The sequence below is a fragment of the Sphaerisporangium krabiense genome, from assembly GCF_014200435.1.
GTDB classification, from domain to species: Bacteria; Actinomycetota; Actinomycetes; order Streptosporangiales; family Streptosporangiaceae; genus Sphaerisporangium; species Sphaerisporangium krabiense.
This window is the reverse complement of sequence record NZ_JACHBR010000002.1, coordinates 1,231,802-1,248,187: the sequence shown is the minus strand read 5'-3', so window position 1 is coordinate 1,248,187 and position 16,386 is coordinate 1,231,802. Positions and strand designations below refer to the sequence as shown.

Below are 16,386 nucleotides of genomic sequence, written 5' to 3'. Positions count from 1 at the left end.
CGGAAGGGAAACGCGTTCGGCGGCGCAGACGGGAAATGCGATTGCGCCGCCGCAATTGCGCCTTCCGATAGAGGCCGGCCAGCCAATTGACGGCCTGGTGGCCCGGCCGACCGGACGGACAAGGCGGCACCGGATATACGGATTCTCTTGAACGGCATTAGCAGCGGCTCGTAAAGAGTTCATCTTGACTCGCCTGATATCCGATTCTAATCTGGGCCGTTGCACAGCGAATTCCGTGTCACGGTCCGGTCGATCGGAGATATGCGTGCCGGCGAACACACAGATGAACGCACTCCGATTCGGCGTGCTCGGCGGGTTGGTGCTCGCGCTTCTGGGCACCGCCTTTCCTCCCGCCGGGGCGCCGGCCGGGCAGGCGCCCGTGGAGACTCGCCAGGTCGCCGCCGCCGTGGAAGGCGCCAGGCAGGCCGACGACTACTACCTCACGATCAACCCGCTCAGCCGTACGGTCGTGGCCGGGGGAAACGTGCAGTACACCGTCGCCCTGGTGATGCTGTCCGGCAACCCCGCACCCTTCGCCGTGGTGGTCAACCAGCTTCCCGCCTCGGTCATCCACACGTTCAACCCCAACCCGGTCCCCCCGGGCTCCAGTTCGACGCTCACCCTCATGACCGCCCCCACCACTCCGGCCGGCACGTACTCCTTCGTGGTCACCGCCACAATGGGCATGCTCACCCGCTCAGCCTTCGGCCAGCTGACCGTGATCGGCCCCGAGTAGGCCAAACCCTGGGGTGAATCCGTGCTTTTCCCCGTCAGTCGCCGCGACCGGCGGCGCAGCTCACGGGAGGTGGCGTGGGCAGGGTGATCGGCTGCTGCCGCCGGTACTGTTCCAGGTCGATGAGGTTCCCGTTGATCGCGTTGCGCCTCTGGAGTTCCGCCCAGTACACCGGGTCGTGGAAGATCGCGGGGTCCCACTGCGACTGTGTCAGGTCCGCCGGTTGCCCCAGGTACAGCACGGCGTCGGCCAGCTTTCCCAAGGGGACGCCGCACAGCCGCGGCGCGTCCATGAACGGTCCCGCGTCGGTGGATTCCAGCCAGTTGCCTGAGCACGGGATCACGGTGCGCCGTGGACAGGTCACCAAGCGGGGATGGCTACCGGCCACGATCACGTAGACGTGCTGGCCGCTCTGTTCCTCGATCAGCGGGACTCCGTGGCCGACGTTCTGTCCCGGCTCCGGCGAGTGCATCACGTGCCCGCTGCCGTAGAAGATCAGTGCCCGGCGTTTCTTGGCGAGCACTTCCCGTTTCACCACCGACGCCATGTGGGCGTCGCGTTGGTCGAGAAGGGCATCCACTTGGGCTTGGGCGGTGATGTGGGACCAGTCGATCGGCGGATCCCCGAGCAGCACCCGGATCCTTCGCTCCGCGGGCAGCGTCCAGTTGACGGCGCGGACCGTCCGGAAGAACTGTTCACGGATCGGCTGGTCGCCGGTGGCCCCGGGCGACTGCGTGGTGTTCCGCCAGACCTGCCGCAACACTTGGTCGTCGACAGCCGCACCGGCGACGAACCGGTCGACGATCGGCTGGTACAGCGCGTTGCCGAACTCGACGACGATGTCGTCGACCACCTGCGGCAACCTCGGATCCGCGAGCAGCATCTGCTGCGCGTCACCGTGTTCCTGCTGGCCGTGTGACTCACCGATCGCGACGAGCCGATGGCCCTCGAAGGCCGAGAGCACCGCCTGGGTGAGGTCGCGTGTGGCCACCCCGGCCCTGTCCGTCGAGCTGCTCGTCAGCTGCCCGCCAGCGCTGCCCGCCGAGACGGCCGTCAGCAGTGCGCCGGTTGCCGTACCGGCACCGGTGACGGCGAGGAACCTCCGCCGCGTCAACCGTGAGACTTTCACGTCTGGTCCTTTCCGAAGGGAATTTCGCTCGTGGGGCGGACACCGTGCTCACGGGTCGCGCCTCTCGCGGACACCGTTCCGGGATGGTTGTACGGCACGGGCGGTGTCGGCCGGGTGTCAGCGGCTGACACCCGGCCGACACCGGATCCCTGGCATCGTGAGCAGTGCGGTCGTGCCCAGCCGACGCGGCACCACCAACGAGAAGGAGGACGGTCGTGCGAGTTCTGGTCGTCGAAGACTTCGAGGTTCTGGCCAGGACGATCGGGACCGGGTTGCGCCGCGAGGGCATGGCGGTGGACATCGTTCTCAACGGCGACGACGCCCTGGCCCACCTGGCCGAGACCCGATACGACGTGGTGGTGCTGGACCGCGACCTGCCCGGCACACCCGGCGACGACGTATGCCGTGACATCGCCGCCGGTGGCACCGGGTCGCGGGTGCTCATGCTCACCGCCGCGGGCGCCGTGCGAGACAGGGTCGAGGGCCTGGAGTTGGGCGCCGACGACTACCTGCCCAAACCGTTCGACTTCACCGAACTCGTGGCCCGCGTGCGCGCGCTGGGGCGCCGCTCGGCGCCCGCGGTGCCTCCGATCCTCCGGGCGGAAGATCTGACCCTGGACCCGAGCCGGCGCGTGGCCTTTCGCGGCGGACGGCGTTTGGAGCTCACCCCGAAGGAGTTCGCCCTGCTGGAATGCCTGCTCGCCGCCGGTGACCGGGTCATGTCGCCGGAGGAGTTGCTGGAACGGGTCTGGGACGAAGCCGCCGACCCGTTCACCACGGCCGTCAAGACGACGGTGCGCCGGTTGCGGGCCAAACTCGGCGAACCGCCGGTGATCGAGACCATCCGTGAGGGCGGCTACCGGATCGGAGTCCCGCGATGAGTCCCGCCTTGGCCCCAACGGTGACCGGCCGTGCCGGCCGCACCCGGCACCACCCGCGCCGGCCGTCCCTGCGCGCGCAGCTCACCACGCTGTACGCCGGCCTGGTCCTGGCCGTCGTCGTCCCGATGCTGCTGTTCGCCGGCTTCCTCTTCGGGAGGGACCGGATCCGCCTCCGGGCCGGGGACACCGCCCCTCCGCCCGAAACGACCCCGCAGCAAATCGATGCCGCGCTCACGATCATCGCGATCACCGTCGTGGTCCTCACCGTGCTGATCGCGTGGTGGCTGGCCGGGCGCTTCCTGCGCCCGCTGCGCGCCATGACCGTGACCGCCCAGGAGATCTCGGCCACCAACCTCAACCGGCGGCTCGGCCTGCGCGGCCCGGACGACGAGCTGACCAGGCTGGGGCGCACCCTCGACGACCTGTTCGAGCGGCTGGACTCCTCGTTCGCGGCGCAGCGCCACTTCGTGGCCAACGCGTCACATGAGCTGCGCACCCCGCTGGCCGGTCAGCGCGCCGTCCTCCAGGTCGCGCTCGCCGACCCCGGCGCGAGCGAGGCCAGCCTGCGAGCCGCGTGCGAGGAAGCACTCGATCTCGGAGAACGGCAGCAACGTTTGATCGACGCCCTGCTCACGCTGGCAGAAGGACAGAAGGGCCTGGAGCACCGGGAAGTGGTCGACCTGACCGATGTCACCAAGGGGGTGATGCTGTCGCGCCGCGCGGAGGCCACCCGGCGGACCATCACGGTCGAGGCATCGCTGGCCCCAGCACCGATCAGCGGTGACCCCGACCTGATCACCAGCATGATCGGCAACCTGGTCGACAACGCGCTCCACCACAACGTTCCCGGCGGACATGTCACCATCGCCATCGAACTCACGAATGGTCGCGCCCGCCTCTCGGTCGGCAACACCGGCCCGGCCATCCGATCGCAGGACCTACGACGGCTTTTCCAACCGTTCCAGCGACTCGGTACCCAGCGAACCCATACCGTCGACGGCCACGGACTCGGCCTGGCCATCGTGCAGGCCGTCGCCGAAGCACACGGCGCGCAGCTGACGGCCCACCCACGCCCCGGGGGCGGCTTGGACGTGACAATACTGTTCGACTGATTCCAGTCGAAACCCTCGGCCATATACCACCGAAAGTTACACCTAGGGAAACCCGTTCGGCGGCGAAAGTCGAATAGGCGCCGGCTCACCTCGCTTCTCAAAGAAACCTGGCCGTCCGATCGACGGCCCGGTGACCGGAACCGACCAGGCGGTGCCGGATATACGGATTCGCCTGACGGGCATTAAAGGCGGCTCATAACAAGCGTTGCTTGACTCGCCTGATATCCGATTCTAATATGGGCCGGTCACGCGCCGAACTCCCGTTTCCCAGTCGGCCGATCGGAGAGTCGCATGCTCGCGAACACACCGAGGAATGCCATCCGGTTCGGCGTGCTCGGGGGGCTGATGCTCGCGCTTCTGGGCACCACCTTCACGCCCGCCGGGGCACCGGCAGGGCAGGCCGCCACGGAAGTTCGCAACGTCGCCGCCGTGGCCGCCGACGACTACGCCCTCACCATCGACCCGGCTCACCAGATGGTCACACTCGGCGGGAGCGTGGAGTACAAGGTCCGCCTCGTCCTGCTGTCCGGCAACCCCTCCGCCTTCGCCCTGGCGGTCGGCCCTCTCCCCCCGGGCCTAGCCGTGACGATCGTTTACGACCCCACGGGGGCCACGCTCACGTTCAAGCCCGCGCTCACCACGCCGGTGGGCACGTACACGTTCGTGGTCACCGCGACGATGGCCAGCGGCACCCGCTCGGTCAACGGACACCTGACCGTCTATGGCAGCTCCGACTGAACCGCCGTCCAAGGATTCTCCCGGACGTCCGAGGCTCCGATTGGTATCTGCACCGGATCCGCCGTGCGCTCTCTCGAACCGGGGAAACGACCGAAAGCCGGATCGAGTTCAGGCGGCCAGGAGCCGGTCATACCGATAGGCGAACTCCGATGATTCGTCCGCGGCCTCGCGAAGCCCGGTAAGTTCCTGGAGGGTCCGCCGGGACCCACCGATATCCGGCAGAAGTGCCACCCCTTCGGCGAGGGCATCAGCTCGGCGACCAGATGCCAGTAACGCTCCCGCCAGACACGAACGGTAATAGGTCCGATTCCGCTCCCCCAGGGAAGCATCAGCGAGCAGGTGCTCGTAACGAGCGACGGCGAGGCGGGGCTTCCCTAAGGTCATGGCGGTCAGGCCCTCGAAGTAGGTGAGCACGGTGGGAGTCACGAAGCCGGTCCAGTCAGGGTCGTCCTCATGTGTGCCGCGCTCTATCTCGCGCCATGCCGTGGCGATGGACTTACGGCACGCGATCTCGTCGCCGACTACGGCGTGAGCCGTGGCCTCGCGGATGGCGAGAAGGCCGTACACCCGTGGTGTCGCCCATGGACGGGCCGCGTCCTTTCCTGCCGCGACCGCGTGAAGCGCTTCTCGGGCGCGGCCAGGTCGTGTGCGCGCCTGCCGTACGGCGTGCATGGCGAGGTAGGACGCCACGTTCACCCGAAGTCGCTCGTCTCCGGAATGCTCGGCGTACAGGAGTGCTTCGCCGAACAGTTGACGCGCGTGACTCTGATCACCCGAGTCATAAGCCAGCCAACCAGCACATATGCACAGTTCTCCAGCTGCGGACAACAGGCCGCGACCAATCGACTCGGTGAAGTCCGCCTCATCGAGCATGCGCCGGACTCGGGTGAGCTGCCGCAAGGCGGGAGATAGCAGTAACCCGCCGCCCATCCGCTGGTCGTCGGCGTAGAGGCGTTGGATCGTGGCCTTGAGCTGCTTGATATGGGCCGCGTCGACGCGGTCGGGAATGATGGGAGAACGCCACCCCATGCCCGCCGCCAGACTGCCGGCCAACACCCCGGTGAAATGACGCCGATCCATATCCATATCAGCATTTATGCCCTCAGCCGGGTACTCCGTCACAGACTTTCCCGTGATCAGCGGCACGAGCACCTGGCGTGGCATGTCGATGGCGTCGGCGAAGCGGAGGAGTTCGCGGATGTCGTACAAAGTGTTGCGTTCGCCGTTCTCGACGCGGTTGACCGTGCTCTGGGACCAGCCGACGAGGCTGGCCAGTTCGAGTTGGCTGAGGCCCATGGCGGAGCGGACGCGTAGCAGGAACGCGGGAAGGTCGGCCGACGCCAGGGCCTCGCGGATCTCGGGGGAATCCCACAGCCACACGGGCACGGCCGGCAGGGCTCCCCGGCTCGACCGCGCACAGGGAGCGCAAACCGGATCGCCGCTGTAACGGCTCAGCAGGGTCTTCCGGCACACGGGGCACATCCGTTCGCCCATGAGCCCGCTCCTTTCCACGCATCCCACCCAATTCGACGAATACTCACAAAACCGACGAACCCACCGATTTCCGAAGCAAGCGAACTCCGACGATCGGGTGGATTCCGGCGACGCGCGTCACCGTACGGCCAGGCCGCAGGTAACGGGCGATGCCGGATCGTCCTAACTCTGAGCAAGCATACGATGACCCTCCGACATTTTCCGATGACGCTTCCCGCCCGGACCCTGGCTGCCGCCTCGCGCGAAGGACGCGACGGCGACGAGCGTGAGGAGGGACGACATGCAGTCCGGGGAGCGTGTGAGCGAGGTCTTCTCCGTGGTGTCGGCGATCGATCAGGTGCCGTCGGCCAGGCACCGGGCTCGCGGGACGCTGGCCGCGTGGGGCGTGGACGACGAGACCGTCTTCACGGCGGGCCTGATCGTGACGGAGCTGGTGACGAACGTGGCCGAGCACGCCGCGGCGGAGTCGCCGTCCGCGACCGTCATGCTCGCCGCCGACCGACACTGGGTCACCGTGGCCGTCCACGACACGCATCCGCGCCTGCCCCGCGCGCTGGCGTCTCCGCGCGACGACGGCGGCCGGGGGCTGCGCATGGTCATGCTGCTGGCCGAGGAGGCGGGCGGCCGGCACTCGGTCGAGCCGACGCCCGGAGGCGGTAAGCACGTCGTCGTCCACCTCCCCCGCTGACCCACCGGGATCCACCGCCCGCCCGACGCCACCCCCGTCTCCCTGACGACGCCCGTACGGGCGGCCCGCAGAAGACGATCGATCCGCATAGCATCTGAAACGTTCCAACTTTCCCGACGATCTACCATCGGAAGGAAAGGGCGGGAATTCCACCGCGCAGGACGCGGGATATCACGGACCTGTCCGGATGGCGGATTGTTTGGGGGTTTTGTGACGGTTGTACCGTGCCGGGCACCCGGGAGGGGCCGATGACCCATGCCTGAGAATCGCGGCGGAGACCTTCCCGACCTGGCGCTTCAGGCCAAGGAGGCCCTGCTGCGGCTGCAGCAGGTCCCCGCGCACCCGGAACTGGACGCGCTCCGGCTCGCGGCGGAGAAGCTGGCCACCAAGGTCGTCGAGAACTCCGAAAAGAAAGTAAGAATAGGACTGTTCGGCGGGTTCTCGGTAGGAAAGTCCCTCCTGCTCGGCACGCTCCTCGGCAACCCCTTGCTGCTGCCCGTCCACAACCAGGCCACCACCGCCAACGTCGCCGTGCTGCGGCTGACCCAGAGCGGCGACGACACGGCGCGGATCACCGGTGGCCGGGCCGAGTACCTGAGCGACGCCGAGCTGTCCGGGTACGTCGCCCGGCTGCTCGACCACGCGGCCGAGGCCGCTGACCAGGCCAACGTGCCGAAGGAGGAGTCCGCGCGGCTGCGCACGCTCCCCCGCGAGCCGCGCTCGCTGCCCGCCCTGCGGGACTTCGTCCGCGACCAGGCCGCCGCCCGCCCGCACAGCTCCCTCTCCCTGCTGCTGGCCGAGATCGACAAGCTGGGCGACGCCATGCAGGCCGTCCAACCCGGCACCGCCGAGGACCTGGACCCGGACGGGCTGATGGAGCTGCTCACCCAGGCGGAGGGCAGGGACGGCCCGCAGGACGCGCCGTCCGGGCTCGGGGTGCGCCGCGCGATGGTGCGCCGCCTGGTGCTGGAGGTGTCGGTCCCGGTCGCCACCTGGAACCTGGCCGGGCTGCACGGCGCCGAGGTCGAGTTCGTCGACGTGCCGGGACGCGGCGGCGGCGAGGACTGGGCCCGGCACGAGTTCCTGACCGGCCTGGAGATCGGCGACGTCACGGTCGCGATGGTGATGTTCAGCGCCGACCGCGCCCGCACCGCGGAACGGCTGACGCTCAGCAACCTGATCTACCACACCGGCCGGCTGCCGGAGGACTTCGAGGACTGCCTGTTCGCGTCCGTCGGCAAGTTCGACGCCGTCCCCGGGCTGCCCTGGCTGCTGCTGTCGGAGGACGAGCGCACCTCCCTGCTGCCCTCGCCGCCGACCGAGGCGCAGCTCTTCGACGCGGCGGGCGACATCCGCGGCATCTTCACCGCCGCCCGCGAGCTGCTTCCCCCGGGCAGGGACGACCGCATCGTGGTGATCTCCTCGCTGGTCCACCTGGCCAGGGCCGCCGACGCCGCGCCGACCGAGCAGTGGGCGCGGGACGTCACCGCCAAGCTGTCGCGGCGCAAGGAGGTCGACGAGGCCCGTGAGAAGGCCGACGGCTGGGCGAGGATCGGCTTCCCGCCCGGGGAGATCGGCGCGGCGCTGCGGGCGTTCACCGAGGACGGCGGCATCGCCCGGCTGCGGGAGAAGCTGTTCGCCCACGCGCGCGGCCGCGGCCTGGACCTGCACGTCCGCCAGGTCGCCCGGGACGTCACGGCGCTCGCCGAGCACGAGGCCGAGCTGGAGAGGATCCAGGCGCGGCTCGGCCCGCTGGAGGTCACCGAGCGCGAGACGGCCGCGCGGCTGCGCGCCGCGGTCGCCGCGCTGTCCAGCCACGTCAGCGACATGCGCGCCGAGCTGTGGGGCACGCTCGGCGACCCGCGCCACCGGCCGGACGGGGCCCCGTCGCTGTACGACCGCATCCGGCAGGACGCGGCGAACGGCGTCGCGGAGTGGCCGCTGTGGCTGGTGCTGCTCGGCTCGGTCGACAACGGCATGATCGTCGTCAGGGACGCCCCCGGCGGGCCGCACGCGGGCGACGACGACTGGGACGACGTCGACGACGAGGACGAGGAGCCGCTGGTGCCGCTGCCCACGGCCCCGGTGAACGTGCGCGACTTCCTGTCCCCGTACCAGGAGACCTGCCGCTCGCTGTACGGCAGCGTGAACGACCGGGTGACGCGGGCGGTGGCCGACTGGGTGGGCGGCCGGCGCCGCGCCTTCGCCGAGCAGCGGCTCGTGGTGGAGGAGGTGCTGGACCAGCGGCTGCGCGAGGCCGCCGCGCAGGAGGCGCTGCGCGACCCGGCCGCGCAGTACGTCCTGGCGCTGTTCCAGGCCCTGGACTGGCTGCTCGGCGAGAAGGCCCTGGTCAAGCGGGTGGAGGGACGGCTGGCGTCGGTGAGCCCGCCCTCGGCGCAGGAGCTGGACGCCTCCTTCCCGTTCGACCCCACACGGTCGCTGGCCTGGCATCCCGGCTCGCCCCGGCGCGGCAAGCGCGAGTACTGCGACATGATCCAGGTGTTCCGGCTGCGCCGCGAGCTGGGCGAGGCGGCCTCCGGGCACGTCGGGCAGCACCTGGCGGCGCTGCAGGCCCGTGCCTGCCGGGTGCTGGACGCGAGGCTGGCCAGTATCGGGTCGCGGCTCGTCTGGCCCGACAAACTGTCGGAGATCATCTCGGCACGCGAGACCGGTGAGGACGCGGGAGGCGCGCATGCGTGAGGAGCGACCGGACGCGGACCGGCCGTCGAACCCCTGGGCGGACTGGAACGAGTTCGCCCGCGACTACACCTCGTCGCAGCAGCGGCAGCAGCAGCGCAGGCCCGAACCGGAGCCCGGCTGGGAGCCCGAGCCGGTGACGCAGCCGTTCACCCGGCCGCGCCCGCGCGCCGAGCAGCCGCCGCCGCGCGACGGGGACACCCGCCTGCACGAAGCGCCGGCCCCCGAGCCGCAGGCCGCGGATCCCGCGACGGCCCCGGCCGCGGATCCGGACGAGGACGTGGCGCGTGCGCGCCGGGTCACCCAGCCGCACCCGGGGCTGGTCGCGGTGGACTTCGGCACCTCCAGCTCGACGGCCACCCTGTACGACATCGGCCGCAGGGACTGGATGCTCTTCTCGCCCCAGCAGCAGCGCCGCCTGCTCGGCGAGCTGTCGTCGCTGCTGCGCGACGACCCCGGCCGCGGGAACACGGCGCTGAGCGCGGAATGGCACCGTTTCGTACAGAACCTCGCGGAACGGCTGCTGCGGTCGGACGGCTCTGGCCCGCCGTCGGCGGAACGGCTGGTGGCGCTGCTGCGCTCCGACACCGACTCCACCATCGGCGACCGGCTGATCCTGGAGCTGGAACGCTCGCGGCCCCTGTGCTCGCCGGCGCTGCGCCGCCTGGTGACGACGCGGCTGAGCGAGGCGTACGACGCCGCCTTCCGCGAGCCGCCCCTGGACAGCCTGCGCCTGTTCCGCGTCGAGCTGGACCCCTCCACGCGCGCCACCGAGCTGCGCAGCGCCGCCTACGTCGTGCGCAAGCGCCCGCTCACCGTGTCCATGCTGCCGCCGTCGGAGGGCGACGAGGCGGGCGAGGACGCCCGGCGCGAGCACCGCGGGCTCAAGCAGCGGCTCGGCCGTCCGGACGCGCGCACGGGGCCCGACGGCGAGTTCGCGGTCGAGGACCTGATCCGGGGGGTGCTGAGCGACCTGCTCGCGCGCACCGACCAGTACCTCGCCAGGCGGCGCAACAGCGAGGGCTTCGCGCCGGGCGAGGTGAACAACGTCCTGGTCACCTACCCGACCATGTCGCCGCCCCGGGTGCGGCAGGCGCTGCAGACGATGGTGGAGGCCGACGGCGTCGGCCGGGTGATCACCCGGTTCGACGAGGCCGTCGGCGCGGCGATGTTCTTCCTGATGCGCGAGTTCGGCGGCGTCTTCGACCTCAGCGTCGAGGCGTTCGCGGCGCGCAGCAGGCCGGTGTTGCCGCCCCGGGAGAACGCCAACCGCGCCGAGTGGGAGCAGCACGTGCTGATCGTCGACATCGGCGGCGGCACCACCGACATCGCGCTGCTGCGCCTGGAGCTGGCCGACCGCACCCCGGCGGCGGGCGCGGACGGCGACCCGCACTACGGGCGCTACTACCGGCTGACCCCGTGGCTGCTCGGCACGACGGGCGAGACCCAGCGCGGCGGCGACTACCTGACCCTGCTGGTGTTCAACTGGCTGAAGGCCGTGATCGCCGAGCGGATCATCAGGACCCCCGCCCAGGACGGCCCGTACGGGCAGGACCCGCGCAAGGTGATCGCCGTCTTCGACGACCGCTTCAAGGACTCCGCCGGCCAGTACGTGCCGGGGTCGCTGCTGGCGGCGATCCTCAGCCCGAAGCCGGGCACGCGCGAGACGGCCCGCGAGAACGTCCAGCTGCTGGTGCCGACCCAGTGGAAGGACAAGGACGGCGCGGCGGCCGAGCAGGCCCGCCAGGTGTTCGACCTGCTGTGGGACCTGGCCGAGCGGGCGAAGATCACGCTGGGCGCGGAGAAGTCCTACCTGCTCCCCCAGGAGGAGGTGGACCAGATCATGAGCGCGCTCGGGTACTCCGGCGACCCCGGTGGGCCGGGCGAGGAGCTTCGCCACGAGGACTTCGCGACGCTGATCAGGCCCGTGCTCGCCGACATCATGCGCCTGGCCGCCGACCTGGTGCGCGGTCAGCTCACCGAGCGGGGCGGCGCCGCGCTGGACCGGGTCATCTTCACCGGCCGCAGCTCGCGGATGAACCTGGTCAGGGAGGAGCTGATCACCGCGTTCTCCGAACGGCGCCCCGACGAGCGCGGGCAGATCGACTGGGATCCGAGCAGCGTCTGGATCGAGGACGAGTACGCCAAGCACGCCGCCTCGATCGGGTCGTGCTGGGCCGAGAGCCTGCGGCAGGAGGTCCACCCCGACCCCAAGGAGGTGGAGGACCACCTGCGGCGCGGCGCGGTGTGGCTGCAGGTCGACGTGGAGAACCTGTTCTTCTTCCTGCGCGGCACCTTCACCGCAGGCGGCCAGACCGGGTCGGGCAGCGCGGGCACCACTCCCCTGTTCTCCTCCGGCGACCGCCTGCCCCAGCTCGGCGGCGACGGCCAGCTCATCATCAGGAACGACCGGTGGATCGGCCTCACCGAGAGCTTCCAGGTGTACCGGCAGAAGAGCACCAGCGAGCCGGTGTACTGGACGTTCTTCCGCGTCGCCGACTACCTGCAGGCCAACCCCGAGCCCGGGTTCGCCTACGACGAGGACGTGTGGCGCACCGACATCCGGGCCATGGTGGAGGCCGACACCGACATGGACATGCACGTGCTGCTGTGCCGGGGGCCCGCGCCGCACTACGCGGTCGGCCACGACCGGCACGGCGTGCTGGACGCGCCGCCGGGCGAGCGGCACCTCGGCACGCCCGCCTCGATCGTCGTCAACCCCGGCATCCCGGGCAGCATGACCGACGGCGTGGGCGAGCCCGTGTTCGACCTGAGCGACCTCGACACGCTGCTCACAGCCACGTTCGTCACCGAGTCCGGCGAGGACGCCGAGACGTTCCGCGGCGTGTTCGCCGAGCTGCCGCCGCCCGCGCCGTACGGCTGGCGGTTCTACCTGCGCCCCCACGGCGCGGGGACGCAGGACGCGGGCGCGGACACGCTGGTGGCGACCGTGTCGCCGTCCCAGGTGACGGGCCGGGACGTGCCCGGGGTCGCGCCGCGGTTCACGGTCAGCCTGGACGAGCGCGGCGACCTGCGCGTACACCGGGGGGACCCGCCGTTCCGCGCCGCCTCGGGGCTGCGCGAGGTGGAGCGCGTCCCCGGGACGGTGTTCCGTGCCCACATGTTCTCCGGCGACCTGGACTACCGCGAGGCGTACGACCCGTTCGCGGGGGTGCACTGATGGGCGGGCGGCTGGAGGAGCGCCTGCGCGCGGTGCTCGACGGGCCGGACTCGCCGCTGACGGCCCTGGCCAGGGCCGTGCTGACGGGAACGCAGGCGGCGCTGGCGTCCGGGGCGGGGGCGGCCGGGCCCGGCGACCCGGCGCACGCCGCCTGCGCCGCGCTGGCCGGCGAGCTGGCCGCCCTGCTCGCGGACGCGCCCTCCGGCGCGCCGTCCACCGCGCCGTTCACCGCGCCGTTCACCGCGCCGTTCACCGGGCCGTCCGCCACCACGGAGCCGCACGACCGGGGCTCCGGGCCGCTGGCGGAGCTGGCGAACGCGTTCATGGCCGACCCGCGCGTGGCGGCGTACCTGGGCCGGTCCAGCGTGGTCAAGCACGCCGACGTCGACACCTGGCGGGCGCTGTGGACGGCCTGCCTGCGGCTGGACCCGGCGGTGGCCGGCGAGTGGCGGGACCGGGCGCGCGCGATCCGCGACGAGCGCCTCAACGGCGCGGGGCCGGCCACGTGGCTGGAGCTGCCCGGGACCGTGCCGCGCGTCCTGGTCGAGCCTGCCCCCGCCCTCGCCACGCCGGGCATCAGGGAGGCGCCCGGGGGACCATGGGACCCCGAGGTCGCCGACGCGCTCGGCGCGGACCTGGGCGGCGGGCTCGCGGCGCTGGCGGTGCTCGCCACGCAGGTCGTGCGGATCGCCCAGGTGGACCCCACGACCTGCCACGCGCTGGAAGGGCTGCGCACCTCCGGGCTGCACCCGCTGGACGACCCGCGCACCTGGAACGCCTACCGCACCGAGCTGCACCGGCGGCTGGCCGCGCTGGCCACCGCCGAGGAGGGGTCCCCGGCCGCGCTGCGCGCGCACCGCCTGGTGGACGAGGCGCTCTGCTCGATCGTCCACCGGCCGCCCGCGCACCCGGCGAGCTGGTGGGGAGGCGTGGCCGACCGCTCGCGGCGGCTGCTGGAGGAGCACGTCCAGCGGGCCAGGGCCGCGGGGGTGGACGCCGAGGTGAAGGTGCTGGAGATCCGGCCGTACGCCGACCTGCAGGGGTACACCGGCAACCGCGACATCGCCTACCGGGCCGGCGACCCGCGCAGCGGCGAGATCCTCGCGTGCCTGCGCACCTGGCTGCGGGTGGGCGAGGACAGCCTGCCGGGCCGCGTGATCTACGGGCGCGAATGACGCCGATGCGCGTCGTGGTGATCGGGCACCCCGGCGCGGGCAAGACCGCCTTCCTCGCCGGCGCGTACGCGGCGCTGCGCCGGATCGCCCCGCTCGGCCTGCGGGCCCGGCCGCGCGACCACCTGCGGCTGCGGCGGGCCGAACGCCGCCTGGCCCGGGGACGCGCCCTCGCGCCGACCGTCCGCGGGCACGCCTACCGCTTCTGGCTCAGGCCCGAGGGCGGGCGCGCGGTGCGGGTGAGCTGGCACGACCACCCGGGCGGCGCGCTGACCGGCGACGGCGCGGCGGGCGCCGCGCCCGCGTTGCTGGCCGACGTCCTGGCCGCCGGGGCCGTGATCGCGCTGGTGGACGCCGCCGACCTGACGCGCGGCGCCGCCTACGCCGAGAGCCGGGTGCGCCCGCTGGCGGTGCTGGTCCGGCGCCGCCTGCTGGCCCCGGCAGCCGGGCCGTTCGCGCTGCTGGTCGCGCTGGCCGGGGCCGCCGCGCCCGGCGACCTCCCCGTGCCGTTCCACGCGCTGTGGTCGGTGGCCGCGCGGACCGGGACGCCCGCCGTGGCCGTGCGGCTGGGAGAGGGGGGCGTCAACCGCCCGCAGGACTGCCTGCTGTGGTGCCTCGCGGCGGCGGCGCCCCTGCCCGCGCGGGTCGCGCCCGCCCTCACCGGCCTGGCGTGGGACCGGGAACACCGGACAACGGAGGACGAGCCGTGGACTGGATTCGGCCCATCGTCGTGACCATGCTGGGCGCCCCCATGTCCGGCAAGACGACGTTCCTGCTCGGCATGTACGCGACGATGTCGCTCGGCGAGCGCGCGTACGCGCTGCTGGAGAAGGACCAGGACAGGGACTTCGAGCTCGGCCGCGCCTGGGACCGGCTGTGCGCCGAGGGCGTGCTCCCGCCGCCCACCCCCGAGGAGCCCTTCGAGTACCGCTTCACCTTCCTGCACGGCAAGGACCCGCTGCTGCGCCTGGACTGGACCGACTTCCGCGGCGGGGCGATGACCACCCCGCTCGGCGAGGCGAACGGCTTCGTCGAGTCGCCGGACGCGCGCAGGCTCGTGCAACGCCTGGCCGCGACCGACAGCGTGTACCTGGTGCTGGACGGCAGCCGCCTCGGCGCGTCGCCGCAGGCGCTGGAGACGCGCAGGATGACCGCGCTGGTGCGTTCGGCCCTGCTGGAACGGGACCCCGCGCGGCCGGGCCTGTCGGTGGTGGTGCTGCTCACCAAGGCCGACCGGCTGCTGGCCGAGCTGCCCCAGCACCTGACGATCACCCAGCGGCTGGACCGGGCGCTGGAGACGATCCTCGGCCTGCTGCCGGTGATGCGCCAGCCGGGGATGACCGCCGCGCTGTGCCCGGTGACGGTCGGCGGGTTCGGCGCGCCCACGCGGGGGCGGGTGGATCCGGCCACCGTGCGGCCCTTCTGGCTGCACAAACCGGTCATGTTCACCATGTTCCACCGGCTGCGCGAGGAGCGGCGGCTGCGGGAGGCCGAGCTGGCGTCCCTGGGCGCGCGGCACCGGCACCTCACCGCCGAACTCGACCGGGTGACCGGTGAACGGCTGGGACGGCTGCTGCGCCGCGCGGAGCTGCGGGGTCTGGAATTCGAGCGGGCGCAGGTGGAGGAAGCCTGGCGGGTGGCCGACGCGAGGCGGACAATGGCCGATCATTGGGGCGCCACGCTCCGCGAGGAGATCATGGAACTGCCGGTCTTCCGCGACGGGGCGCGCGTGGAGAGCGGTGACCTGTGAGCGCGGGAGACTGGGCGCCGGTGGTGTACGGCCGGACGCTGTACCACGACCACTGGTGGCGGGCCGGGCCCGCGGGGCTCGCCGGGCTCGGCTGGGTGCGCGAGGCGGTGCGGGCCGTCGTCGACCGCGGCCAGGAGCTGGACCTCGGGCCGCGCTTCCTCATCGCCCACCGGGGCGGCCCCCGGCTGGTGGGCGTGGCCTGCCAGGCCGCGGAGCTCGGCGCGGGCATGGACACCGACGGCGGACGGCCGCTGTACTGCTTCGTCGGCTGGCTGCAGGAGGCCGGGGACCGGTCCGCGCCGCCGCTCGGGGAGCTGCGCGCGCGGTACCGCGCGTGGGCGGGCCCGGAGTACGCGCGCTGGGCCGGCCTGGACTGGACGCTGCCCGCCCACGAGACCCCGCGCGCCCACCCGGCCCCGGCCGCCCCGCCGCCGTGGGACGCGACGGCCGCGGGGCCCGCGCCGGTGCCGCTGCGGACGGGCGGCGGCGTGGAGCTGTGGCCGCCCGAGGACGCCGAGGTGCTGTGGGCCTCGGCCGCCGCGTGCGCCGGGCCGGTCACCGCGGTCGCCGGCCTGCGGTTCTCCCGCAGGGCGCGCCGCCTCGGCCTCACGCACGCGGCGGCCGACGACGTCACCCGCCGCCACGTGCTGCCCGCCGCGCCCGGCCCGTCCGCCGAGGTGGCGCTACGGCCGCCGGCCGCGGACGACCCACCGCCACGGGCGGACGGGTGGGGCGCGCGCCTGGCCCGCGCCGCCCGCCGCCTCACCGACCGCCTGCGCTGACCCCGCCCTGCCGGCCGCGCCGGCCCCGC

General features: G+C 72.3%; 13 protein-coding genes. 11 read left to right on the top strand and 2 right to left on the bottom strand.

All coding sequences use genetic code 11. The features are described 5' to 3' along the window. Positions 1-283: 283 nt before the first annotated feature. Positions 284-736: a hypothetical protein gene (locus BJ981_RS33395; RefSeq protein ID WP_184617341.1), complete on the top strand. Its 453-nt coding sequence runs from the start codon at positions 284-286 to the stop codon at positions 734-736. 34 nt (positions 737-770) lie between these two features. Here the strand turns inward: BJ981_RS33395 and BJ981_RS33390 are convergent, their stop codons facing one another. Beyond that, positions 771-1,862, bottom strand: coding sequence for a hypothetical protein (locus tag BJ981_RS33390; RefSeq protein WP_184617340.1), 1,092 nt, complete (start codon positions 1,860-1,862; stop codon positions 771-773). A gap of 215 nt (positions 1,863-2,077) precedes the next feature. Here BJ981_RS33390 and BJ981_RS33385 point away from each other — a divergent pair, with 215 nt between their 5' ends. From BJ981_RS33385 to BJ981_RS33375, 3 genes are all read left to right on the top strand, one after another. Further along, on the top strand, positions 2,078-2,743 hold the full coding sequence (locus tag BJ981_RS33385; RefSeq protein ID WP_184617339.1) for a response regulator transcription factor: 666 nt from the start codon (positions 2,078-2,080) through the stop codon (positions 2,741-2,743). Beyond that, positions 2,740-3,855, top strand: coding sequence for a sensor histidine kinase (locus BJ981_RS33380; RefSeq protein ID WP_184617338.1), 1,116 nt, complete (start codon positions 2,740-2,742; stop codon positions 3,853-3,855). The genes BJ981_RS33385 and BJ981_RS33380 overlap by 4 nt, the downstream gene beginning before the upstream one ends. A 291-nt stretch (positions 3,856-4,146) precedes the next feature. After that, positions 4,147-4,593: a hypothetical protein gene (locus BJ981_RS33375; RefSeq protein ID WP_184617337.1), complete on the top strand. Its 447-nt coding sequence runs from the start codon at positions 4,147-4,149 to the stop codon at positions 4,591-4,593. A gap of 108 nt (positions 4,594-4,701) precedes the next feature. Here the strand turns inward: BJ981_RS33375 and BJ981_RS33370 are convergent, their stop codons facing one another. Continuing rightward, positions 4,702-6,087 carry a helix-turn-helix domain-containing protein gene (locus BJ981_RS33370; RefSeq protein ID WP_184617336.1) on the bottom strand — a complete coding sequence of 462 codons (1,386 nt, stop codon included), beginning with the start codon at positions 6,085-6,087 and terminating at the stop codon, positions 4,702-4,704. Between the two features lie 280 nt (positions 6,088-6,367). Here BJ981_RS33370 and BJ981_RS33365 point away from each other — a divergent pair, with 280 nt between their 5' ends. The 7 genes from BJ981_RS33365 (at position 6,368) to BJ981_RS33335 (ending at position 16,357) form a co-directional block, all read left to right on the top strand. Beyond that, positions 6,368-6,775 (top strand): ATP-binding protein, encoded by a 408-nt coding sequence (locus tag BJ981_RS33365; RefSeq protein WP_184617335.1) that lies wholly within the window; start codon positions 6,368-6,370, stop codon positions 6,773-6,775. A 255-nt stretch (positions 6,776-7,030) separates the two neighbouring features. Continuing rightward, positions 7,031-9,475: a P-loop NTPase family protein gene (locus BJ981_RS33360; protein WP_184617334.1), complete on the top strand. Its 2,445-nt coding sequence runs from the start codon at positions 7,031-7,033 to the stop codon at positions 9,473-9,475. Further along, a complete protein-coding gene (locus BJ981_RS33355; RefSeq protein WP_184617333.1) occupies positions 9,468-12,653 on the top strand; it encodes an acetate and sugar kinases/Hsc70/actin family protein in 3,186 nt (1,061 codons plus the stop codon). Before BJ981_RS33360 ends, BJ981_RS33355 begins: the two co-directional genes overlap by 8 nt. After that, positions 12,653-13,828, top strand: a complete 1,176-nt coding sequence (locus BJ981_RS33350) for a hypothetical protein (protein ID WP_184617332.1) — start codon at positions 12,653-12,655, stop codon at positions 13,826-13,828. The genes BJ981_RS33355 and BJ981_RS33350 overlap by 1 nt, the downstream gene beginning before the upstream one ends. A 5-nt stretch (positions 13,829-13,833) precedes the next feature. Continuing rightward, positions 13,834-14,559 (top strand): hypothetical protein, encoded by a 726-nt coding sequence (locus BJ981_RS33345; protein WP_184617331.1) that lies wholly within the window; start codon positions 13,834-13,836, stop codon positions 14,557-14,559. After that, entirely contained in the window at positions 14,532-15,575 is a 1,044-nt protein-coding gene (locus BJ981_RS33340; RefSeq protein WP_184617330.1) for a TRAFAC clade GTPase domain-containing protein, read from the top strand. Before BJ981_RS33345 ends, BJ981_RS33340 begins: the two co-directional genes overlap by 28 nt. Further along, a complete protein-coding gene (locus BJ981_RS33335) occupies positions 15,572-16,357 on the top strand; it encodes a hypothetical protein (RefSeq protein ID WP_184617329.1) in 786 nt (261 codons plus the stop codon). The genes BJ981_RS33340 and BJ981_RS33335 overlap by 4 nt, the downstream gene beginning before the upstream one ends. Positions 16,358-16,386: the final 29 nt, after the last annotated feature.